At 64.1% G+C, this 20863-nt stretch carries 22 protein-coding genes; 13 read left to right on the top strand and 9 right to left on the bottom strand.

Translation table 11 applies throughout. The features are described 5' to 3' along the window. Positions 1–35: 35 nt before the first annotated feature. On the bottom strand, positions 36–1577 hold the full coding sequence (locus AC0L3C_RS28655; protein WP_473409577.1) for a benzoate-CoA ligase family protein: 1542 nt from the start codon (positions 1575–1577) through the stop codon (positions 36–38). A 135-nt stretch (positions 1578–1712) separates the two neighbouring features. Between AC0L3C_RS28655 and AC0L3C_RS28660 the strand changes: the two genes are divergently transcribed. After that, positions 1713–2621, top strand: coding sequence for a helix-turn-helix transcriptional regulator (locus AC0L3C_RS28660; RefSeq protein WP_007615721.1), 909 nt, complete (start codon positions 1713–1715; stop codon positions 2619–2621). Positions 2622–2633: 12 nt separating this feature from the next. Further along, positions 2634–3026 (top strand): group II truncated hemoglobin, encoded by a 393-nt coding sequence (locus tag AC0L3C_RS28665; RefSeq protein ID WP_473409578.1) that lies wholly within the window; start codon positions 2634–2636, stop codon positions 3024–3026. A gap of 89 nt (positions 3027–3115) precedes the next feature. On the opposite strand, the gene AC0L3C_RS28670 is transcribed toward AC0L3C_RS28665, so the two are convergent. Beyond that, a complete protein-coding gene (locus AC0L3C_RS28670; RefSeq protein ID WP_473409579.1) occupies positions 3116–3901 on the bottom strand; it encodes an IclR family transcriptional regulator domain-containing protein in 786 nt (261 codons plus the stop codon). 110 nt (positions 3902–4011) lie between these two features. Between AC0L3C_RS28670 and AC0L3C_RS28675 the strand changes: the two genes are divergently transcribed. The 4 genes from AC0L3C_RS28675 (at position 4012) to AC0L3C_RS28690 (ending at position 8733) form a co-directional block, all read left to right on the top strand. After that, positions 4012–5370 carry an aromatic ring-hydroxylating dioxygenase subunit alpha gene (locus AC0L3C_RS28675; RefSeq protein WP_473409580.1) on the top strand — a complete coding sequence of 453 codons (1359 nt, stop codon included), beginning with the start codon at positions 4012–4014 and terminating at the stop codon, positions 5368–5370. Between the two features lie 193 nt (positions 5371–5563). Beyond that, complete coding sequence (locus AC0L3C_RS28680; protein WP_473409581.1) at positions 5564–7000, top strand: glutamine synthetase family protein; 1437 nt, start codon at positions 5564–5566, stop codon at positions 6998–7000. 64 nt (positions 7001–7064) lie between these two features. Continuing rightward, positions 7065–8039 (top strand): FG-GAP repeat domain-containing protein, encoded by a 975-nt coding sequence (locus AC0L3C_RS28685; protein ID WP_473409582.1) that lies wholly within the window; start codon positions 7065–7067, stop codon positions 8037–8039. A 325-nt stretch (positions 8040–8364) separates the two neighbouring features. Continuing rightward, positions 8365–8733: a hypothetical protein gene (locus tag AC0L3C_RS28690; protein WP_473265874.1), complete on the top strand. Its 369-nt coding sequence runs from the start codon at positions 8365–8367 to the stop codon at positions 8731–8733. Between the two features lie 178 nt (positions 8734–8911). Here AC0L3C_RS28690 and AC0L3C_RS28695 read toward each other — a convergent pair whose 3' ends face one another. From AC0L3C_RS28695 to AC0L3C_RS28725, 7 genes are all read right to left on the bottom strand, one after another. Continuing rightward, complete coding sequence (locus tag AC0L3C_RS28695) at positions 8912–9640, bottom strand: ABC transporter ATP-binding protein (RefSeq protein WP_473409583.1); 729 nt, start codon at positions 9638–9640, stop codon at positions 8912–8914. Next, positions 9633–10400, bottom strand: coding sequence for an ABC transporter ATP-binding protein (locus AC0L3C_RS28700; protein WP_473409584.1), 768 nt, complete (start codon positions 10398–10400; stop codon positions 9633–9635). Before AC0L3C_RS28700 ends, AC0L3C_RS28695 begins: the two co-directional genes overlap by 8 nt. Next, on the bottom strand, positions 10393–11337 hold the full coding sequence (locus tag AC0L3C_RS28705) for a branched-chain amino acid ABC transporter permease (protein ID WP_473265871.1): 945 nt from the start codon (positions 11335–11337) through the stop codon (positions 10393–10395). Before AC0L3C_RS28705 ends, AC0L3C_RS28700 begins: the two co-directional genes overlap by 8 nt. Further along, positions 11334–12251, bottom strand: a complete 918-nt coding sequence (locus AC0L3C_RS28710) for a branched-chain amino acid ABC transporter permease (protein ID WP_007615745.1) — start codon at positions 12249–12251, stop codon at positions 11334–11336. The genes AC0L3C_RS28705 and AC0L3C_RS28710 overlap by 4 nt, the downstream gene beginning before the upstream one ends. A gap of 312 nt (positions 12252–12563) precedes the next feature. Further along, complete coding sequence (locus tag AC0L3C_RS28715) at positions 12564–12782, bottom strand: hypothetical protein (protein WP_027514447.1); 219 nt, start codon at positions 12780–12782, stop codon at positions 12564–12566. Between the two features lies 1 nt (position 12783). Next, positions 12784–13443 (bottom strand): acyl-homoserine-lactone synthase, encoded by a 660-nt coding sequence (locus tag AC0L3C_RS28720; RefSeq protein ID WP_473265869.1) that lies wholly within the window; start codon positions 13441–13443, stop codon positions 12784–12786. A gap of 86 nt (positions 13444–13529) precedes the next feature. After that, positions 13530–14258: a helix-turn-helix transcriptional regulator gene (locus AC0L3C_RS28725; RefSeq protein ID WP_473265868.1), complete on the bottom strand. Its 729-nt coding sequence runs from the start codon at positions 14256–14258 to the stop codon at positions 13530–13532. A gap of 165 nt (positions 14259–14423) precedes the next feature. Between AC0L3C_RS28725 and AC0L3C_RS28730 the strand changes: the two genes are divergently transcribed. The 7 genes from AC0L3C_RS28730 to AC0L3C_RS28760 all read left to right on the top strand — a co-directional run bounded on the left by AC0L3C_RS28730 (position 14424) and on the right by AC0L3C_RS28760 (position 20855). Then, entirely contained in the window at positions 14424–14600 is a 177-nt protein-coding gene (locus tag AC0L3C_RS28730) for a hypothetical protein (RefSeq protein WP_007597932.1), read from the top strand. A gap of 325 nt (positions 14601–14925) precedes the next feature. After that, complete coding sequence (locus AC0L3C_RS28735) at positions 14926–15864, top strand: LysR family transcriptional regulator (protein ID WP_473265867.1); 939 nt, start codon at positions 14926–14928, stop codon at positions 15862–15864. Positions 15865–16007: 143 nt separating this feature from the next. Continuing rightward, a complete protein-coding gene (locus tag AC0L3C_RS28740) occupies positions 16008–16886 on the top strand; it encodes a shikimate dehydrogenase (protein ID WP_473409585.1) in 879 nt (292 codons plus the stop codon). A gap of 58 nt (positions 16887–16944) precedes the next feature. After that, positions 16945–18075: an ABC transporter substrate-binding protein gene (locus AC0L3C_RS28745; protein WP_473409586.1), complete on the top strand. Its 1131-nt coding sequence runs from the start codon at positions 16945–16947 to the stop codon at positions 18073–18075. Between the two features lie 169 nt (positions 18076–18244). Further along, positions 18245–19120 (top strand): branched-chain amino acid ABC transporter permease, encoded by an 876-nt coding sequence (locus AC0L3C_RS28750; RefSeq protein ID WP_007615760.1) that lies wholly within the window; start codon positions 18245–18247, stop codon positions 19118–19120. Next, the gene (locus AC0L3C_RS28755) at positions 19117–20115 is read left to right on the top strand and encodes a branched-chain amino acid ABC transporter permease (RefSeq protein WP_473409587.1); all 999 of its coding nucleotides are present in this window, start codon (positions 19117–19119) and stop codon (positions 20113–20115) included. Before AC0L3C_RS28750 ends, AC0L3C_RS28755 begins: the two co-directional genes overlap by 4 nt. Next, positions 20112–20855: an ABC transporter ATP-binding protein gene (locus AC0L3C_RS28760; protein WP_473409588.1), complete on the top strand. Its 744-nt coding sequence runs from the start codon at positions 20112–20114 to the stop codon at positions 20853–20855. The genes AC0L3C_RS28755 and AC0L3C_RS28760 overlap by 4 nt, the downstream gene beginning before the upstream one ends. The last annotated feature ends 8 nt before the right edge of the window (positions 20856–20863 follow it).

The following is a 20863-nucleotide window of genomic DNA, read 5'->3' on the forward strand; positions in this document are numbered from 1 at the left end:
GCTTCGCACTTTTGCCCGGCCATGACGGCTTGTTTCTAGTTCGCCCCGTCCCGCAGCTTGAACCGCTGGATCTTTCCCGTTGCCGTCTTCGGCAGCGAGTCCACCACGTCGATCCAGCGCGGATATTTCCATGGGCCGATCTTCTGCTTGACGTGGTCCTTGAGCATCTCCTGCAGGCCCGTCGTCGTCGCGCCCGGGCGCAGCACGACGAAGGCCTTCGGCTTCAGCAGGCCCTCCGGATCGGCCTCGGGCACGACCGCGGCTTCCAGCACCGCAGGATGCGTGATCAGCGCGCTCTCGACCTCGAACGGCGAGACCCAGATGCCCGAGACCTTGAACATGTCGTCGGCGCGGCCGCAGAAGGTGTAGCGGCCCTCGGCATCCCTGACATATTTGTCGCCGGTGCGGGTCCACGGCCCCTCGAACGTGCGGCGGCTCTTGTGGCGCTGGTTCCAGTAGCCTTCGCCGGCGGAGGGCGCATCGACAAGGAGTTCGCCGACCTCGCCGTCGGCGACATCCTGTCCGGCCTCGTTGACGAGCCGCACAGCATAGCCCGGCACTGGCTTGCCGGAGGAGCCGTACTTGATATCGCCGGGAGCATTCGACAGGAAGATGTGCAACAGCTCGGTCGAGCCGACGCCGTCGAGAATGTCGACGCCGAAGCGCGCCTTCCAGCTGTTGCCGACGGATTCCGGCAATGCCTCGCCGGCGGAGGTGCAGATGCGCAGGGCGCCGCCGCCGCGCTCGCTCTTCATCGCCTCGTCATTGAGCATCGCCGCGAACAGGGTCGGCACGCCGTAGAAGATCGAGGGATTATAGCGGTTCATCAGGTCGAACATGCGCGCCGGCGTCGGCCGTTCGCTGTTGAGCACCACGGTGGCGCCGACCGACATTGGAAAGGTCAACGCGTTGCCGAGGCCGTAGGCGAAGAACAGCTTTGCCGCGGAAAGACAAACGTCGTTCTCGCGAATGCCGAGCACCTGCTTCGCATAAGTGTCCGCGGTCGCCTGCATGTTCGAATGGATGTGGCGTACGCCCTTGGGCATGCCGGTCGAGCCTGACGAGTACAGCCAGAATGCCGGCTCATCCGGATGCGTCGCAGCAGTGGTGAACCGGTCGCTCTCGTCCGCGATCTCCTCGGCGAGCTGCTTGTGGCCGTTCTGCTTGGCGCCGGACACCACGACATGCTCGAGATCCGGCATGCGGCCGACGACATCCTTGATGACGGGATAGAGCGCGTCCGAGATGAACAGCACGCGCGCGCGGCAATCGGCGAGGATGTAGGCGTATTGATCCGATGTCAGCAGCGTGTTCAGCGGCACCGGCACGATGCCGGCGCGGATCGCGCCCAGGAACAGAAGGGGGAAGTCGACCGTATCCAGCATGATCATCGCCACGCGCTCTTCGCGGCGGACACCGAGCCGGCGCAGCATGTTGGCGGCGCGCCGCGTTTCGCGCTGGAGCTCGCCATAGGTGAGCCGTGAGACGGTGTCGTCGAAGGCGAGCTTGTTGCCGCGTCCCTCCTCGACGTTCCGGTCGAGCAGCCAGGTCACCGCGTTATAGGATCCCTCGCTCACGGACTTCTCCCCTGAATTTAGAATTATAATTCATAGAAAGACACCGCATTGGCTTGCTGTCAATGCCAGCAGGCACTATGTTTCATTAATACGCGCCGCAGGACCTCCGCACAAGAAGCCCGTGATCCGTAGTCCATGACCGACAGTCCCGACGCCGAATCCCGATTTCTGGAACAGCTGGGCCAGCGCGTGCGCACCATGCGCGCGCTGCGCGGCATGTCGCGCAAGGTGCTCGCCAAGGTATCAGGAATATCGGAGCGCTACATCGCGCAGCTCGAAAGCGGCAAGGGCAATGTCTCGATCGTGCTGCTACGCCGCGTCTCCGACGCGATGGGCGCGCATCTCGAAGACCTGCTTCCCTCGGCCGATCCGACCCCGGACTGGCAGATGTTTCGCGATCTCCTGCGCAAGGCGACGCCGGCGCAGATCGCGCAAGCCAAGGATCTGCTCGCGGGCGGCAGCGCCTCCGCGCCGCGGCGCGCGCCGTTCTGCGGCATCGCGCTGATCGGCCTGCGCGGCGCCGGCAAATCGACGCTTGGACGGATGCTGGCGAAGAAGGTCGGCTGGAGTTTTGTCGAGCTCAACAAGGAGGTCGAGCAGCAGAACGGCCTCTCGGTCGCCGAGATCATCGCGCTCTACGGCCAGGAAGGCTTTCGCCGCATGGAGCAGGCGGCGCTGCAACAGCTGCTCGCACGCAACGAGCTGATGGTGCTGGCGACCGGCGGCGGCATCGTCTCGGAGCCCCTGACGTTCGACCAGATCCTGTCGTCGTTCTACACGATCTGGCTGAAGGCCGAGCCGGAGGAGCACATGGCCCGCGTCCGTCGCCAGGGCGATTTGCGCCCGATGGCCGACGACCGCTCCGCCATGGCGGAGCTGCGCAACATCCTCTTGAGCCGCGAGCCGCTGTATGCGCGCGCGACGGCGGTGGTGGACACGGCGGGACTGTCCGTCGATGCCGCCGCGGCGCGCCTGGTTGATGCGGTGCGGCCGGTGCTGCAGAACGAAGCGCGCAGCTTTGGGCTGCGCAGCGTCGCGCTGTAGGTCCGAACTCCCATGACCGACAGCGACCTTGCGATCTCCATGTTCGAGCGGATCGGTGGCAGCACCACGATCGACCTGTTGGTCGATCGCTTCTATGAGCGGATGGATACGCTGCCGGAGGCGAAGATCATCCGCGCGATGCATGCGGACGACCTTGGCCTCATCAGGGATGTGCTCAAGCGCTATCTCACTGAGTGGACCGGCGGCCCAAAACTCTATTCGGTCGAGAAGGGCCACCCACGGCTGCGCCAACGCCACATCGGCTTTGCCATCGGCGATGCCGAGCGGGACGCTTGGATGCTCTGCATGCGCGGCGCGCTTGAGGAAACGGTTGTGGACGTTGCCGCGCGGCAGGACCTCGACAAGGCGCTGTCCGGCCTCGCCGACTGGATGCGCAACCGGTAGCGATTTTGCACAGGCGCGCAGCCCGGATGAGCGAAGCGACGTCCGGGGCTTCACGATGACTTTCCCGGGTATCGCTTCGCTCACCTGGGCTACAAGAGTTGCGACCGCACCGCCTCCGCGCCCTCATGCAGCAGCGGCAAAAATCGCTCGATCAACTCCTGAGCCGGCACCCGGTCGACATGGGCGCCCATGTTGATGGCGGCGACGATGACATCGTCATAACGACGCACCGGGACTGAGATCGAGCGGAAATGCGGCTCGGCCTCGCGATCGACCAGCGCGTAACCCTGCGCGCGGTCGGCGACGATGCGCGCAAGCAAGAGCTTGGGATCGGTCTCCGTCTGTGGCGTCAGCGCCTCGCGCTTCATCGCTTTCAGACGCGCAGCAAGCTCGGCATCGTCGAGTTGACCGAGCATGGCGCGGCCGACCGAGGTACAGAAGGCCGGCAGACGGTAGCCGATGTCCAGCCCACCTGAAAACATGCGCGCTGGACTGCTGCGCGCGATGAACACGACCTCGTCGCCGTCGAGCACCGCGAGCGAGGCGATTTCGTTGGCTGCTGTCGCGACGCGGTCGAGCACCGGTTGCAGGACCGTGACGAGTTGGCTCGACCGCAGATACGACGCGGCCAGTGTCAGCACGTGTGGCGTCAGCGAGAACAGCTTGCCGTCGCCGCTGACGAAGCCGCCACGCTGGAGCGTGAACAGCATGCGCCGCGCGGTGGCGCGTGGAAGCTCGGCGGCACGAGCGAGATCGCTCAGGGTCATCGGGCCAGTCGTGGTGCCGAAACATTGCAGCAGGCGCAGGCCGCGATCGAGGCTCTCGACGAAATCCGTCGCGCGTTCGTCGCTGTCGCTTCGCTTCAGCTTGGGCATGGGCGTCTGGATCCTGCAAAATAGTGCTTGCTGACGGATCAAGGCATGTCATAATTCGCCCATTCGTTCAATAGGCGAACAATCGCCACTCCACAAAGGATGCACTCGCCATGATGAGCCAGGAGCAGAACGACCTGATCACCCGCACCGGCGCGAAGGACCCCTGCGGGAAGCTGATGCGGAGCTATTGGCAGCCGGCGGCGCTGGTGGACGAGCTCGACGGCGATCGACCGATCCGCCCCGTCAGATTGCTCGGCGAAAACCTGGTGCTGTTCCGCGACGAGAGCGGGCGTTCCGGCCTGATCGATCGGCACTGCGCGCATCGCGGCGCCGATCTCGCGTTCGGACGGCTCGAGCATGGCGGCCTGCGCTGCGCCTTCCACGGCTGGCTGTTCGACGCCACCGGGCAATGCATCGAGACGCCGGCGGAGCCGAAGGATTCAAAACTCTGCCAGAACGTCCGCCAGCGCTCTTATCCCGTGGTGGAGAAGAGCGGCATCCTCTGGGCTTATCTCGGCGAGGGCGAACCGCCGGCCTTTCCGGAGCTCGACTGTTTCGTCGCGCCTGATACCCACACCTTTGCGTTCAAGGGGCACATGGCCTGCAACTGGCTCCAGGCGCTCGAAGTCGGCATCGATCCCGCACACGCCTCCTATCTGCATCGCTTCTTCGAGGACGAGGACACCTCGACGGCCTACGGCAAGCAGTTCCGCGGCGCATCGGCAGGCTCCGACTTGCCGATGACAAAGATTTTGCGCGAGTACGACCGCCCCATCATCAATGTCGAGCATACCGAATACGGCCTGCGGCTGATCGCGCTGCGCGAGATCGACGAGGAGCGCACCCATGTGCGCGTCACCAACCAGCTCTTCCCACACGGTTTCGTCATCCCCATGAGCACGGAGATGACGATCACGCAGTGGCACGTGCCGATCGACGACGAGAACTGCTATTGGTACGCGATCTTCACCAGCTATTCGAACCCCGTGGACAAGAAGAAGATGCGCGACCAGCGGCTCGAGCTCTATGAGCTGCCGGATTACAAATCTCGCAAGAACAGGACCAACGATTACGGCTTCGATCCGCACGAGCAGCAGACGGCGACCTATACCGGCATGGGCACCGACATCAACGTGCACGACCAATGGGCGGTGGAGTCGATGGGCGCGATCCAGGACCGCACCCGGGAGCACCTCGGCACGAGCGACAAGGCAATCGTGCAATACCGCCGCCTGCTGCGGCAGGAGATCGAGAAGGTCGCAGGCGGCGAGAAGCCGATGCTGCATCTCGACGAGGCCAGCGCACGTTCGATCCAGGGCCCGGCGACCATGGACGGCATCGGGCCGACACGAGGCTGGGAGATCTACTGGATGGAAGTCGACGTCAAGCGCCGCCGCAGCGCGCCGTGGACGGCGCCGGTACCGAAGGAGATTGCGGACAACGTGCATCGGCTGACGGCGGCGGAGTGATAATGCAGTTCGCCGCTGGCGGGGCGAGACGGCGGCTCCACATTCTCCGCTGTCATGCTCCGCGAAGGCGGGGCATCCAGTACGCCGCGGCCTCTCGTGGATACACGGACGTCTCTGGAATACTGGATCGTCCGCCTTCGCGGACGATGACAGTGTGCGCTATACTCTCGCCGAGCAAGAAGGAACTGCCAAAGTGACTTTCGTTGCGCGTCATGCGCTGTGGTCGGATGAGCAGAAGGACGCGGCGGCGCGCATGCGCCGCATCGTCGAGGAGAAGAACCTCGAGGTCATCCGCCTCGCTTTCCCCGACCAGCACGGCATCTTACGCGGCAAGACCATCATCGCCGCCGAGGCGATCGCTTCGCTGGAGAGCGGCTGCTCCATCACCACCACCATGCTCGCCAAGGACACCTCGCACCGCACGGTGTTTCCGGTGTTCACATCAGGCGGCGGCTTCGGCATGAAGGAGATGGAGGGCGCGGCCGACGCGCTGATGGTTGCCGATCCCACTAGTTTTCGCGTTCTGCCGTGGGCACCGACCACCGGCTGGGTTCTCTGCGACCTCTATTTCAACGACGGCCGGCCGGTGCCGTTCGCGACGCGCGGGCTCTATCGCAAGGCGCTCGATGAGCTCGGACGCCGCGGCCACGATTTCGTGGCGGGGCTCGAGGTCGAATTCCACATCTTCAAGCTCGACGATCCGCATATGCGCCCGGAAGATGCCGGCCAGCCCGGCACGCCGCCTTCGGTGGGCCTGCTCAGCCACGGCTATCAATACCTCACCGAGCAGCGCTTCGATCAGATGGAGCCGGTGCTGGAGATTTTGCGGCGTGACATCGTCGCGCTCGGATTGCCCTTGCGCTCGGTCGAGGTCGAGTTTGGGCCGAGCCAGTGCGAGTTCACCTTCGCGCCGAAGAAAGGGCTGGAGCCCGCGGACAACATGGTGCTGTTTCGGAGCGCCGTGAAGCAGATCGCGCATCGCCACGGCTATCACGCCACCTTCATGTGCCGGCCGAAGCTGCCGAACCTGTTCGCGAGCGGCTGGCATCTGCACCAATCGGTCGTCTCACGCACGAGCGGCGAGAATCAGTTCATGGCCAAAGACGGCGGCGAGCCGCTCAGCGCGTTCGGCCGCGCCTGGCTTGCCGGCCTGCTCGACCACGCCCGCGCGTCGACGGTGTTCACCACCCCGACCATCAATGGCTACAAGCGCTACCGCTCCTATTCGCTGGCGCCGGACCGCGCGATCTGGGGCCGCGACAATCGCGGCGTGATGATCCGTGTGCTCGGCGCTGCCGGCGACGCCGCCACGCGCCTGGAAAACCGCATCGGCGAGCCCGCCGCCAATCCGTATCTCTACATGGCCTCGCAAATCCTCTCCGGCCTCGACGGCGTCGACCGCAAGCTCGATCCCGGCCCGTCAGCCGACACGCCCTACGAAACCAAGGCGCCGCTGTTGCCGAAGTCGCTGCGCGATGCGGTCGCCGCCCTGAAGGACGATCCGTTCTTCCGCGAAAAGCTCGGGCCTGAGTTCGTCGATTATTACACCCACATCAAGAATGCCGAGATCGACCGCTTCCTGTCCGAGGTGACCGACTGGGAGCACCGCGAATATTTCGAGATATTTTGAGCCGCCGCCAACCGCCGCCGATCCCCGCAACGCAGCCGGATTTTCCAGGAGTACCATGATGCGGTTGCGCCCGGCGGCCCTGCTATTTTCCCTGATCCTGTCCGCGCCAGCCTTGTCCGCGCCAGCCCTGGCCGACTGGCAGGCGAGCACCGTACGCACCCCCGGCCGCGTCAGCGAAATTGATTTGGCGGATAGCGACGTCCGAATTGCAATTGGCACGAATTGGTACCAATTCGACGCGAAAGCGATGCGCATGGTGCCCGCCGCAGCGCTCGAACATCCGGCGCCGCCGACCGGGGCGCTTGCGGATGGGCGTATCGCGACAGGCCGCGACACCGTCGTGCGTGCTTGGCTCGCCGAGCCGACCGAACGCTATCGCCACGGCGTCCTCGGCCATGCCATCGAGGCCGGTAGCCTGGTGATCGAGCCGCGCGAGGGCGGACAACGCACGCTACGCCTGGATGGTGACGCCGTGTTCGAAGACTTGGAGCCGCGCGTCGCTGCGATCGGTGGCCGCGAAAGAATTGTGTTGGTCAAATCCTATCTGAAGCGAGGCTCCGCGCTGGCTGTCATCGATCCCGTCTCGACGGCCATCGTTGCGGAGACGCCTCCGATCGGCCACGCCCATGCTTGGCTCAACCCGGCCGGCATCGCCGATTTCGACGGCGATGGCACCACGGATATCGTGCTTGTCCGCCAGCCTCATGTGGTCGGGATTCTCGAAATGTGGTCGTGGCGGCATGATCGTTTGGAAAAATCGGCGGAAACTTCCGACGTATCGAACCATTTCATCGGCTCGCGATCGCTGCACATGAGCTTTACGGCCGATTTTGATGGCGACGGCCATCCAGATCTCGCGGTACCGGACCTCGAACGGCGAACGCTGCGGCTCATCGGGTTCGTCGCAGGCCCGCATGACATCGCGCGCATCAGGCTTCCGGCAAGGATCGCGACGAATATCGGCGGCGTGAAATACCGCGATCGTCCCGCACTCGTGTTCGGCCTCGAGGATGGCCGGCTGATGTTGGTCCACGATTAGGATCGCCGGGGCGCCGAGCCAACGACCGCCACTCCGACAGGCCCTCACGCCGGCGTGAGCCAGTTTCGCGCCGGTGCTTCCGACGAAACCTTTGACTTTGCCGACGAAGTCATTTTTCCGCCCCCGCGAAGATCGCCGGAAACGATGGAGGGTTAGGATGCCGGGATTGATCAACAACGGAGTTCGATCATGTGGGATCATCTGTTCAGCTTGATTTATCGCCTGTCCTGCCGTGCCACCCTGATCGAAATCGGGATGGGCCGCTCGTCGCGATAGAGGCCCGGCGAATTAGGCAAGACGGGTTGACCAAGTAACGGAGGGTGTCATGCGAAAGCTGATCCTGATCGCGGCAATGTCGCTGCTGGCGAGCCAGGCCTATGCCGGCGGACCACGAAGCCTTAGCCTTGCGGCGACAAATGCGAGCCCGCAGACCGCCGAGCAGCCGGCAACGACAGCAGCCACGCCGCCACAAGCTCCGGCGGCAGCGCCCACCAATGTCCAGACGGCGACCACAGCCCCAACTTCAACGCCCCCGGCAGCGACTGCGACGACCACCGCGATCGCTCCGGCCGCAACCCAGTCCAGTGCCGCGCCGGTTGCCAGCGCGAGGGAAACGGCCAAGCCGAAACGTCGCCAGCCATCCACCGAGGCACGCGTGATCCGCGAACTGCATCGGCACGGGATTTATTGGTGATTGCCAACGTCGTCCTGGCGAAAGCCAGGACCCATCACCCCAACAAGGCGTTTGGCGAAGACTGCCGTTCGGTACTTATACTGCCCACAATAGATGGACCTCGCGGTATGGGTCCTGGCTTTCGCCAGGACCACACCAAGGGAAGCGGCCACGGCGTAACTCACCTCACCGCCCAGCCTCAAATCCCCAGATATTTGTGCTGCAGATCCGGCTCAGCCAACAGCTCGTCCGAGGTGCCGCTCCACACCGTCTTGCCGCGCTCGATGATGGTGTGGCGGTCGCAGATGCGGGCGAGGTGGTCGACGTTCTTGTCAACGACCAGGATCGACTGTCCCCGGCTCTTGAGCAGCGACAGGCAGCTCCAGATCTCTTCGCGGATCAGGGGTGCCAGGCCTTCGGTCGCTTCATCCAGGATGAGGAGCTTCGGGTTGGTCATCAGTGCGCGGCCGATTGCGAGCATCTGCTGCTCGCCGCCGGAGAGCTGGTTGCCCATGTTGGAGGCGCGCTCGGCGAGGCGTGGAAACATCACGTAGATCGCCGCCAGCGTCCAGGGATTGCTGCTGTCGAAACGATCGGCGGCGGCCGCGACCAGGTTTTCGCGCACGGTGAGGTTCGGGAAGATCTGCCGCCCCTCGGGGACGAGGCCGACACCGAGCTTTGCGATCCGGTAGGACGGTTGCGTCCGCACTTCGGAGCCCGCAAAGCGGATGCTGCCCGCGCGCGCCGGCGTCAGGCCCATGATGGAGCGGATGGTTGTGGTCTTGCCCATGCCGTTGCGGCCCATCAGCGAGACCATCTCGCCTGATTTGACCGACAGCGACAGGCCGAACAGCACCTGGGACAGGCCGTAGCAGGTCTCGATGCCGTCGACCTCGAGCAGCGTGTCACCCATCCCTTTTTCAGACATGGTGCGTCACCACATGCGCCTCGCCGAGATAGGCGCGCTTGACATCCTCGTTCGCCCGGATCGCGGCCGGATCGCCGGAGGCGATGACGCGACCATAGACCAGCACCGAGATGCGGTCGGCGAGCGCAAACACCGCCGGCATGTCGTGCTCGACCAGCACGATCGATACCTCTTTGCGCAGCTCCTGCAGCAGCTGCACCATGCGCTGAGATTCGGTGACTCCGAGGCCCGCCATCGGCTCGTCGAGCAGCAAAAGCTTCGGCTTGCTTGCCAGCGCAACCGCCAGCTCGATCTGGCGACGCTCGCCATGACTGAGCCTGGACACCAGCACATCGGCACGATGAGCGAGACCGACGCGGTCGAGCGCGGCATGCGCGGCATCGCGCAGGCCCTTCTCCTTGCGTGCATTGGCGAAGAAGCGGAACGAGGTGCCGGCATGCGCTTGCGCCGCGAGCGCGACATTGTCGGCGGCGGTGAAATCGAGCAGCAGCGAGGTGATCTGGAACGAACGTGCCAGGCCCAGTGCGCAGCGGCGATAGGCCGGCAGATAGGTGATGTCGCGCCCCGCCAGCGAGACGCTGCCGGAATGCGGCTCCAGATGCCCGGTGAGCTGGCTGATCAGCGTGGTCTTGCCGGCGCCGTTCGGGCCGATGATGGCGTGCAGCTCACCCGCGGCGACGTCGAGCGAGACGTTGTCGGTCGCAACGATGCCGCCGAAGCGGCGCACCAGCTTGTCGACGCGGAGCAGCGGCTCAGCCACGATTGAGCCTCCCGAGCAGGCCCATGATGCCGCCGCGGCCAAACAGCACGATCAGCAGCAGCAGCGGGCCCATGATCAGCGCCCAGTATTCGGTTAGCTGCGACAGGAACTCTTCCAGCAGCAAATACACCACCGCGCCGATGACCGGACCGAACAGCGTGCCCATGCCCCCGAGGATCACCATCACCATGAGGTCGCCGGAGCGCGTCCAGTACATCACGGCCGGGCTGACGAAATCGGTGTTGTTGGCGAGCAGCGCGCCGGCAAGGCCGCACATCATGCCGGAGATGACGAAGCAGACCAGCTGGTAGCGTTTCGAGGGAAAGCCGATCGCCTGCATGCGCTGCTCGTTGGAGCGCAGGCCCTGCAGGACGAGACCGAAGCGCGAATTGGCGATGCGCCAGATCAGGAAGACCACGCCGAACAGGCAGGCGAGGCAGAGATAATAGAACTGCGTGCGGTTCGACAGATTGATCAGCCCGGAGAAGTCGCTGCGCTTGTAGACGGTGAGGCCGTCATCGCCGCCGTAACGCGCCAGCCCCGAGGCGACATAATAGGCCATCTGCGCGAAGGCGAGCGTGATCATGATGAAGTAAACGCCACGCGTGCGAAGCGAGAGCGCGCCGATCACCAGCGCGTAAGTCGCGGACGCCGCGAGCGCGACGGGAAACTGGATGAAGCCGCTTCCGACGCCTTCCTGCGCCAGCATGCCGACCGCGTAACCGCCGATGCCGAGATAAGCGGCGTGGCCAAAACTCATCATGCCGCCAAAACCCATGATGAGGTTGAGGCTCGCGGCCGCCAGCGCCAGGATGACGATGCGGGTGAACAGCGTCAGGATGAAGACGTTGCCGGAAGCTTGCGAATAGAGCGGGAGCAGCACGAGGCCCGCCAGCATCAGGGCCGTGACGGCCTTGCTCACAGTGAAAGCCTTCATCGGCGATTGGCCGGAAACAGCCCCTCCGGACGTACCACCAGCACGATCGCCATCAGCAGATAGATCAGCATGGACGACAGCGCGGGCGCGGCGGTGGAGGCGGCGGCGCCGCTCAGCACCTGCCGCAACAAATTGGGCAGGAAGGCGCGGCCGAGCGTGTCGATCATGCCGACGAAGATCGCGGCCAGGAACGCGCCGCGGATCGAACCGATGCCGCCGATCACGATGATGACGAAGGCGAGGATCAGGATGTTCTCGCCCATGCCGATCTGCACGGTGAGGATCGGCGCCTGCATCAATCCGGCAAGACCGGCGAGCGCGGCACCGAGGCCGAACACCAGGGTGTAGAGCAGCTTGATGTTGATGCCGAGCGCACCGATCATCTCGCGATTGGAAGCACCGGCCCGGATCAGCATGCCGATGCGGGTGCGCATCACGCCGAGATAGAGCAGCAGCGCAACCAGCAGCGCCACGACGATGATGGCGAGGCGATAAGCGGGATAGTGAATGCCCGGCAGGATCGGCACCGGCACGGTGAGCCATGCCGGGAGCGGCAGCGCAAGCCCGGCCGGGCCCCAGATCAGCCGCACGGCTTCATTGAAGAACAGGATCAGGCCGAAGGTCGCGAGCACATGGTCGAGATGGTCGCGTCCATAAAGATGCCGCAGTGCGGTCATCTCGAGCACGATGCCGAGCACGAGCGTCGCGCCGAGCGCCAGCAGCGCGCCGAGCAGGAAGCTGCCGGTCCAGGCTGCGAAGGTCGCGGCGAAATAGGCGCCCATCATGTAGAGCGAGCCGTGCGCTAGGTTGACGAGATCCATGATCCCGAACACCAGCGTCAGGCCGGCGGCGAGCAGGAACAGCAGCAGGCCAAACTGCAATCCGTTCAAGAACTGTTCGACGACGAGCAGCATCAAAACTCTTTCAGGCGCACGCAGGTTCGCGCCGATGTTCGAACACGGTCGCCATCAGTGAAAGAGCTCCCCCTGCCTCTACAAGGCGGAAAAATGGGTAATGGCAGTATCGTTCCGAGGCAAGAGCGATTCGACACCAAACATGCACTTTGTTGCATGCCGATGCATGCGATCGATCCTGGCCCTGTAATTTGCCCTGCAAGAAGACTGCCGCGCAGGATGGGTCAACCTGCCGCACCCAAAGCGGATCACCCTCCCTCCGTTGCCGGAAAGAGGGTGTGAAATTCGTCGCAACGTATGGGATGGAGACGCCTAGTGCGACGTCATCTGCCGGGGAAGGTCATCCGGCTCGGCAAGCACGCTATTGGCGGTCGAGGCCTCCAGCGCCGCCATCCGGAACAGATAGGCGAGCGTCGCCAGTCCGGTGTCTTCCGCCATCTGCGCGAGCTCAAGCGCCATGTCGGACATGTAGCCGAGATTTTCGTCCTTGATCTGAGCCATGATCTGGCTGTCCCGCATCATGTTCGACATCTCAGGCGCTCTTTCGTTGCGCGGCAGCGAGGCCGCAGAGGTTGGCAAGGGCTATGCAATCGATACGCGGACCGTCCTGATGCACGACGTTTGTCATCCCGATACGGTCACACACGGCATCCAGCGACTCTTGACGGATCTCGATCGTGGCCGCCATCGTCCAGGAATTCTCGACCAGCGCCGGCAATCCCAGCGGCGTGACGATGAATCCGATCTCGTGGAAGCGCGGCAGCCACCAGGTCTCCATGACAAGACAGAGACGCTCGATGCCCTGATCGAGACAGAACTCCTGTGCCGCTGCCATCAATTGCCAATTGAACGCGCCATCGCGGCGCTCGCGCGAAACGAAGAAACGTGACCACTCCCATACCAACGGGTTCGAGGGGCAACCGCGCACTGCAGCGAGATGCGGGAAGACCTCGCTCATCATCGTCGGCTTGGTGGTAGGATACAGGCGGGAGCCGCCGAGCACCCGGCGATTTTCGAGCGCCAGCAGGTAAACCGCGTCCTCATTGTCGTAGGTATCGACCTCGCGGCGATCGGGCTTGCGCAGCGCCTCCCATTTCCGCTCCTCGACAAAAATCTCGTGACGCACCCTGAAATGTTGCTCGAGAACGTCCTCGTAGAGGTGCCGGTTGGCGGCAGAAATCACATGAATCATTTATTCCCCCGTTGTTCGAAATAAGGGGAACACTCACGGAAAGCGGCCAAAGCGACTACTGGGAAATTTCCCAGTAGGCGCGGATTTCAGGGGGTGATGATTCTGTGGCGGATTGCGATCGCAACCGCATGCGTCCGGTTGACGGCACCAAGTTTGCGCGCGGCAGTTGCGAGATGCTCTTCGGCGGTGCGCTGCGTGATGTGCAGGATCTCACCGATTTCCCAAGCCGACTTGCCCTGCGAAGCCCAGGCGAGCACCTCGCGCTCGCGCGGGGTAAGGCGCATCGATCGATGCGGCGCCGGATCGAGCAAGCGGCGAATGTGATCGAAGCCGTACATGCCGATCAGGTGCAGCGCCGGCTTGCTGCGCGCATTGAGATCGAGGTGAACGCCACCGAGCGAGACGCCGGCCTCGTAGCCGGTCAATCCGTGGATCGGCACGACGAAGCCGCGCGACATACGGAAATCGGCAGCGCGCCGCATCACCTCTACCGCGCCCGGCTCCAGCTCTGGATCGTACGGCGCCTCGGACCACTCGAAAGGGTTCACCGTCTGCCGGCATTTGCGGATCACGGGATCGACGCGGTCGTAGCCTTTTTGGGTATAGAGGCTGAACCACTCCGCCGGCCACTTCTTGGCGAGCACCATCTGGGAAAAACGCTGATCGGGATTCGGCAAGCCGGTTACGATGATGTGCTCGAAGCCGTAGCGCCCGAACGCGGTCGCAAGCGCATCCATGACGTCCGGAACCTTGGTATAGGCTCCAAGCCCCTCAATGAAGTCGAGCGCTTCCCGGCCATAATCCACGGCGGACATCGGTGCGTTTCCTGACCCTTGCTATTGGTATAGCACGTCCTGGCGACTGCCTCAATTCACCGCTTCCGTAGTTTCCCGGTATCTCATTGACCCCGAAGGCTTAATCTACTTGTGGAAGAAGTGACGTCAAGTTACACCTGCAATGTCTGAAGCGGGGAAACCACGATGGAAGACGAGGACATCGCCCTCAACAGCGTGCTCGGCCTGGAACTCAACCGCGTATTTTTCGCCGTCCGCGAAACGGCAAACAAGCAAAAGATCATCGAGTTCGCACGCGGGGTGCTGCAAAGCGAGCGCAGCAAGCCGGCCGAGAGCGCCTCGCCGGACGGACCGGCGAGCTAGCACGCAATTGCCGTGAGCGCACGAACGGTCCGTTCGGTGCCATGCCTTGCTCTGATCTGAACCGAACGCGAATGTTTCCTTCCTTCTCCCCTTGTGGGAGAAGTGGCGTAGGCGGCCTTCGACCGCCGTTCTTAAAACAAAACGCCGATGCTTCGGATCGGCCATGGCGCCGGATGAGGGGTTGTTTCCACGCGTTCAAATGCGCGAGGCTCGCGCGGGGAGAGAACCCCTCACCCGTCTCGCCCTATCGCGGCGGTCCACCCTCCCCCACAAGGGGAGGGGGAAACTCAGCGCCGCCAACGATGATCATTCGGATGCCCAGAAAATGATGACGCTGCGCCAGGTTGAAGTGATCCGTGCCGTGATGGTGACGGGCACTATCGGCGGCGCGGCGAAGCTGCTGAACGTTTCGGCGCCGGGCATCAGCCGCCTCGTCAAATACACCGAGCGCTCGCTCGGCATCCGCTTCTTCCAGCGCCAGAACGGCCGCTATTTCCCGACGCCGGAAGCCGAGAACATCTTCGAGCAGATCAATGGCGTCTACAAGAAGGTCGACGACCTCTCCGAGATTATCTCCAAGATCGGACGCGGCGGATTGTCGGAGCTGCGCATCGGCTCGGTGCCGAGCATTTCGCAAGTCATGGTGCCGCGCGCAATCGAGCGGGTCCGGCGGCGCTATCCGGATTTGGGCATCGATATCAACATTCTAAAGCTCGAGGAAGCCATCGACTACCTCATGCTCGGCCGCGGCGAGTGCGTGGCGATGAGCTACCGCCTGGAGCATTCCGGGCTCGACTTCATGCCGCTCGCCTCGGGCGAGCTCTATTGCATCGTGCCGCCGGGCCACGAGCTCGCCGGCCGCAAGCAGGTCTCCGCCGCCGAGATCACCCGCTATCCGCTGATCGGCATCGATCCCAACGATCCCTACGGGCGGATCATGGCCGAGATCTTCGCGCGCCACCGCCTCGAGTACAACATCACCATCCGCGCCCGCTTCGGCACCACGGTCTGCGCGCTGGTGAAGGCAGGGCTCGGCATCGCCATCATCGACCAGTTCACGGTGGCCCATGGGGGCTATCCCGGCATCGAACTGATCAAGATCACCGAGCCGACGCGATTCGAGACCTATATCGCGGTGAAGCGCGGCGCGCCGCTGTCGCTTCATGTCGAGTATTTCATCGAGTCCCTGCGCGCGGAGATGCGCGCGGTCGAGCCGTCGCGGGGCAAAGGCAGGGCCGCGCCGCCACGGGGGCGGAAGAGATAACATTATGTTAGGTTTGCAGGACAAAAGGGTAATTGTGTTAGGCCGAGGAAAGGCTATCGTTGCCAGGGGAAGCCCCTTGGAATTGAGCGGATTTCCCCGCTAGTGGCCGGGACCAAACGCTCCCAACGAGACGATAGCGAACCATGTCAAAGCGCGGACCTGCCGCATCCAAAAAGCTCCTGACCGGCCTGATCGGCGCACCCATCGCGCATTCCGCCTCCCCCGCCATGCATGAGCGCGCCGCGGAGGGGCTTGGCCTGCGCGGACATTATCAGCTCATCGAAGTGGCCGGCGCCGGCTCGGCCGAGCTCGCCATGATGCTGGAAGGCGTGCGGCGCCTCGGCTTTGCCGGCGTCAACGTCACGTTTCCGTACAAGGAGGCGGTGGTCCCGCTGCTCGATGAACTGGCACCGGGCGCGGCCGCGATGGGGGCGGTCAACACCGTCGTCGTCAGCAACGGCCGGCTGATCGGCCACAACACCGACACGACGGGCTTTGCGCGCGCCGTCGCGCCGCTGCTGGCGGCCTCTGGAAACGCGGTCGCCGTGATCGGCACCGGCGGCGTCGGCAAGGCAATCGCCTTTGCGCTGGCGAGCCTTGACGTGACCGACATCCGCATCTTCGACAGCGAGCCGGCACGCGCCGAAAAACTCGCCGCGCTGCTCGTCAAGCAGGGTGGCGCCAGGGTCGCCGCAAGCATCGAGGACGCGCTCGACGGCGCAACCGGCCTCGTCAACGGCACGCCGGTCGGCATGCTGCCGAACCGGGAAACGCCGGTCGCGCCGACGCTGTTGCGTCAGAACCTGTGGGTCGCCGACGCCGTCTATTCGCCGCTGATCACGCCGCTGCTGGCGGCTGCCCAAGCCAAGGGCGCGCGGATCATGACCGGCCGGGAGCTTGCGATCTACCAGGCCGCCGACGCTTTCGAACTGTTCACTGGCCTTGCCCCATCCACCGAGATCATGGGAGAGGCATTCGACGAGGTGATGGCGGCACGAAGTCCGGCCTATCACGCAGCGTAACCGAAGCGGCCGGACACAAGGCCGCGCACAACATCAACGAAAAATGGGAGGAGAGACCATGAAATCGACCATTCTGGCGGGCGCCCTGCTTGCCTTCGCGACTGCATCCAGCGTCCACGCCCAGGCGATCAAGCTTGCCGACGTCGCCGAGCTGTCCGGCGGCGGCGCTACCGTCGGCACCAACTGGAAGAACGGCATCGATCTCGCGATCGAGGAGATCAACGCCAAGGGCGGCGTGCTCGGCCGCAAGCTGGAAGTCACTCATGCGGATTCGCAATCCAACCCGGGCGTCGCGCGCGCGCAGGTGCAGAAGGCGCTGGACGCCGAGCCCTATGTGCTGCTCGGACCCGGCTATTCCGGGTCCGTGAAGGTGACCGCGCCGCTGGCGGCCGAGGCCGGCATCGCGCAGATCATGGGCGGCGAAGCCGCCGAGCTGACGCAAGGCGGAAACAAATTCCTGTTCCGCACCTCGTTCGGCCAGCAATCGTCGATGCCGAAGGTCGCCAAATACATTCACGACGACATGAAGGCGAAGTCGGTCGCGGTGGTCTGGGTCAACAATGATTTTGGCCGCGGCGGTCGCGATGTCGTCGTCAAGGAGCTCGACCGTCTCGGCTCCAAGGTCGTCGCCGATCTCTCCACCGAAGCGGGTCAAGTCGATTTCGCCGCCGACGTCGGCAAGATCAAGGCCGCCAATCCCGACGCCGTGTTCGTCTATTTGAACGAGGAAGAGAGCGCGCGCATCCTCAAGGAGCTGAAGCGCCAGGGCGTCACCGCGCCGCTGATGGGCGAAACCACGCTGATCGGGCAGAAGGTGATCGAGCTCGCGGGCGATGCCGCCAACGGCGCGCGCGGCCATGTCGGTCTCACCACCGATGCGCCGGTCGACCTGATCAAGGCGTTTCGCGACAAGTTCGCGAAGAAGTACAATTACGTGCCCGACCATAATGGGCTGAAAGGCTATCTCGCCGTCTACATGGTGAAGGCCACCACCGACAAGATGGGCAAGGTCGATTCCAAGGCGTTCGCCGACACCCTGCACGGCCTGACTATCAAGGCCGCTGACGAGCCGGGCATCCTGATGGACGTCACCTTCAGCGACACCGGCGACATCGACCGCCAGAGCTTTCTGGTCGAGGTGGTCGAAGGCAAGCAGATCGTGAAGCAGGTGCTGCCGAAGGTGAAGTGAGGTGTTCTTCGCCTCTCCCCGCGTGCGGGGAGAGGTCGGAATTTGCGCAAGCAAATTCCGGGTGAGGGGGAGCCTCCACGAGTCCAACTCTCAGCGACCTCGCGGAGGCTCCCCCTCACCCCGACCCTCTCCCCGCAAGCGGGGAGAGGCAGGAGAGAGAGAGGGGAAAATGTCCAATCTGTTCGATCTTCTGGTCGCGGGACTTGCCACCGGAGCGATCTATGCGCTGGTCGCGGTCGGCTTCACGCTGCTGTGGCAGACATCGCAGACCATCAATTTCGCGCAGGGCGAGTTCGTGATGCTGCCGGCGTTCCTGATGCTGGCGGCGATGCATGCCGGCGCGCCGTTCTGGCTCGCGATCATCCTCGGCATCCTGCTCTCGATGCTTTTGCTCGGCCTCGCCTTCAAGATGCTGCTGGTGGATCCGATGATGCGCCACGGCGTGCTGCCGCTCGCGATCGCGACCATGGCGCTCGCGATCGGCCTCAAGGAGGCCGTAAAGCAGTTCTTCAGCGCCGAAGCCTCACCCTTCCCCTCGATCGTGCCGACCGGCGACGTCTCCATCCTCGGCCATGCCGTCTCGCTGCAAAGCATCGGCGTCCTCGTCCTCGCCATCCTTGCCGTCTTCGGCCTGACTGCGCTTCTCAACCGCACCTCGCTCGGCCACCAGATGCAGGCGGCGGCGCAGAACCCGACGGTGGCGCGCATCATCGGCGTCCCCGTCGAACGGATGATTCTCCTGACTTTCCTGATCAACGCATTCCTGGTCGCTCTCGCCTCGCTGTTGATCACGCCGATCTACCTCGCGAAATTCACGTCCGGCGAGGTGCTGGGCCAGGCCGCCTTCATCGCCGCGATCGTCGGCGGGTTCAACCAGGTACGCGGCGCGATCGCAGGCGGTCTCCTGATCGGCGTGCTCGACAATCTCGCGGCCGCCTATGTCTCGACGCAGTACCGCGCCGCCGTGCCGATGATCTTCCTGATCGCCGTCATCCTGTTCCGGCCGCAGGGCTTGCTCGGCCGCGCCGAGGAACGCACCGTATGAGCGGCTTCGCCAAACCTCTCAAGATCGCGTTCGGCCTCGTCGTCATCGCTGCGCTGATCGTTGCCCCCATGAACTTCAACCGCTACGGCCTGTTCATCCTGAGCCAGTGGGCGGTGATGGCCATCGCCGCAATGGGCCTCAACCTCACGCTCGGTTATGCCGGCCAGGTGTCGCTGGCACAGGGCGCCTTCGTCGGCATCGGCGCTTACGCCGCGGCGATCATGACCACCCATGGCTGGCCGCTGCCGGCGGCGATCGTCGTCGCGATGGCCTTGAGCTTCGCGGTCGGCTGGGTGCTCGGCTATCCGGCGCTGCGGGTCCAGCACCACTACCTCGCCTTCGTCACGCTCGCCTTCTCTACGCTGGCCTTCCTGGTGTTTCGCAACGAGAGCTGGCTCACCGGCGGCATCTACGGCATCTCCAACATTCCGCGGCCCCATATTTTCGGCATCGCGACCAACAAGCCGCTGCCGTTCTACTATGTCTGTCTCGGCTCGCTCGCGATCGTGTCGCTCGCAGTGTGGTGGCTGATCCGCTCGCCCTGGGGCCGCGCCTTCATGGCGCTGCGCGAAAACCCGCTACGGGCGCAGTCGCTAGGCGTTGACACGCGACGCTATACGCTGATGGCGTTCGCGATCGGCTCCGCGCTCGGCGGGGTCGCCGGCGCGTTCTACGCGCCGCTGACGCAATATATCGATCCCGTGCCGTTCAACCTGTCGCTCTCGCTCGACCTCCTGATGATGGTGATCGTCGGCGGCGCCGGATTCTTCCTGGGTCCGTTCCTCGGCGCGATGATCGCGGTGCTGCTGCCGGAATGGCTACGCTTCACCGAGGGCTATTATCTGATGCTCTACGCGATCGCGGTGATGGGGCTGCTGATCTGGTCACCGACCGGCATTTTGGGAATCCTCGACCGCTATCTCGCCGAGCGCCGAACCAAAGCGGCCTCGGCTCAGCGCGCCGTCGCAAAGTCCCGGCTGGAGACGGTGCAATGAGCGCTGTCCTCGAAGTCACCGACATCAAGAAGAATTTTGGCGGCATCAGCGCCGTCGGCGGCGTCTCTTTCGACGTCCGCGAGGGCGAGATCCTCGGCCTGATCGGACCGAACGGCTGCGGCAAGTCGACCCTGTTCAACTGCATCCTCGGCCAGCTCACGCCGAGCGGCGGCGAGGTCAAGCTCGACGGCAAGGTCGTCACGGGCTTGCGCCCCGCCGAGCTCAACAAGCTCGGGGTCAGCCGCACCTTCCAGCTTCTGCAGGTGTTCCCAAAACTCTCGGTGCGCGAGAACCTGATCCTCGCAGGCCAGGAGCACCAGGGCAGCATGGCCTCGCGGCTGGTCGGCCGCTCCGATGCCGGCCTCACGGAGGCCGCCAACCAGATGATCGGCTTTTTCAAGCTCGATCATCTCGCCGACGAGCCGGCCTGCGGTTTATCCTATGGCCAGCAAAAACTGCTCGACGCCGCCATGGCCTTCATGGGCGGACCGCGGCTGGTGCTGCTCGACGAGCCCGCCGGCGGCGTCAACCCGTCGATGTTGACGGATTTGAAGGAGCGGCTGGTGGCGATCAACCGCGAGAAGAACGCCACCTTCGTCGTGATCGAGCACAACATGGAATTCGTGATGTCGCTGTGCTCGCGCGTGATGGTGATGGCGGAAGGCAAGGTGCTGGCGATGGGACGGCCCGACGAGGTCCGCAAGAACCCTGCCGTGATCGAAGCCTATCTCGGACACTAGGGAGAGCC

The sequence above is a fragment of the Bradyrhizobium sp. WSM4872 genome (assembly GCF_055811715.1).

Bases quoted from the DNA above. Each gene is read 5' to 3' on its own strand.
- AC0L3C_RS28720 (WP_473265869.1), bottom strand. From the start codon at position 13,443: ATGATTCATGTGATTTCTGCCGCCAACCGGCACCTCTACGAGGACGTT.
- AC0L3C_RS28740 (WP_473409585.1), top strand. From the start codon at position 16,008: ATGTCAAAGCGCGGACCTGCCGCATCCAAAAAGCTCCTGACCGGCCTG.
- AC0L3C_RS28730 (WP_007597932.1), top strand. From the start codon at position 14,424: ATGGAAGACGAGGACATCGCCCTCAACAGCGTGCTCGGCCTGGAACTC.
- AC0L3C_RS28690 (WP_473265874.1), top strand. From the start codon at position 8,365: ATGCGAAAGCTGATCCTGATCGCGGCAATGTCGCTGCTGGCGAGCCAG.
- AC0L3C_RS28755 (WP_473409587.1), top strand. From the start codon at position 19,117: ATGAGCGGCTTCGCCAAACCTCTCAAGATCGCGTTCGGCCTCGTCGTC.
- AC0L3C_RS28695 (WP_473409583.1), bottom strand. From the start codon at position 9,640: ATGTCTGAAAAAGGGATGGGTGACACGCTGCTCGAGGTCGACGGCATC.
- AC0L3C_RS28750 (WP_007615760.1), top strand. From the start codon at position 18,245: ATGTCCAATCTGTTCGATCTTCTGGTCGCGGGACTTGCCACCGGAGCG.
- AC0L3C_RS28760 (WP_473409588.1), top strand. From the start codon at position 20,112: ATGAGCGCTGTCCTCGAAGTCACCGACATCAAGAAGAATTTTGGCGGC.
- AC0L3C_RS28725 (WP_473265868.1), bottom strand. From the start codon at position 14,258: ATGTCCGCCGTGGATTATGGCCGGGAAGCGCTCGACTTCATTGAGGGG.
- AC0L3C_RS28705 (WP_473265871.1), bottom strand. From the start codon at position 11,337: ATGAAGGCTTTCACTGTGAGCAAGGCCGTCACGGCCCTGATGCTGGCG.
- AC0L3C_RS28735 (WP_473265867.1), top strand. From the start codon at position 14,926: ATGATGACGCTGCGCCAGGTTGAAGTGATCCGTGCCGTGATGGTGACG.
- AC0L3C_RS28715 (WP_027514447.1), bottom strand. From the start codon at position 12,782: ATGTCGAACATGATGCGGGACAGCCAGATCATGGCTCAGATCAAGGAC.
- AC0L3C_RS28745 (WP_473409586.1), top strand. From the start codon at position 16,945: ATGAAATCGACCATTCTGGCGGGCGCCCTGCTTGCCTTCGCGACTGCA.
- AC0L3C_RS28710 (WP_007615745.1), bottom strand. From the start codon at position 12,251: ATGCTGCTCGTCGTCGAACAGTTCTTGAACGGATTGCAGTTTGGCCTG.
- AC0L3C_RS28675 (WP_473409580.1), top strand. From the start codon at position 4,012: ATGATGAGCCAGGAGCAGAACGACCTGATCACCCGCACCGGCGCGAAG.
- AC0L3C_RS28665 (WP_473409578.1), top strand. From the start codon at position 2,634: ATGACCGACAGCGACCTTGCGATCTCCATGTTCGAGCGGATCGGTGGC.
- AC0L3C_RS28660 (WP_007615721.1), top strand. From the start codon at position 1,713: ATGACCGACAGTCCCGACGCCGAATCCCGATTTCTGGAACAGCTGGGC.
- AC0L3C_RS28670 (WP_473409579.1), bottom strand. From the start codon at position 3,901: ATGCCCAAGCTGAAGCGAAGCGACAGCGACGAACGCGCGACGGATTTC.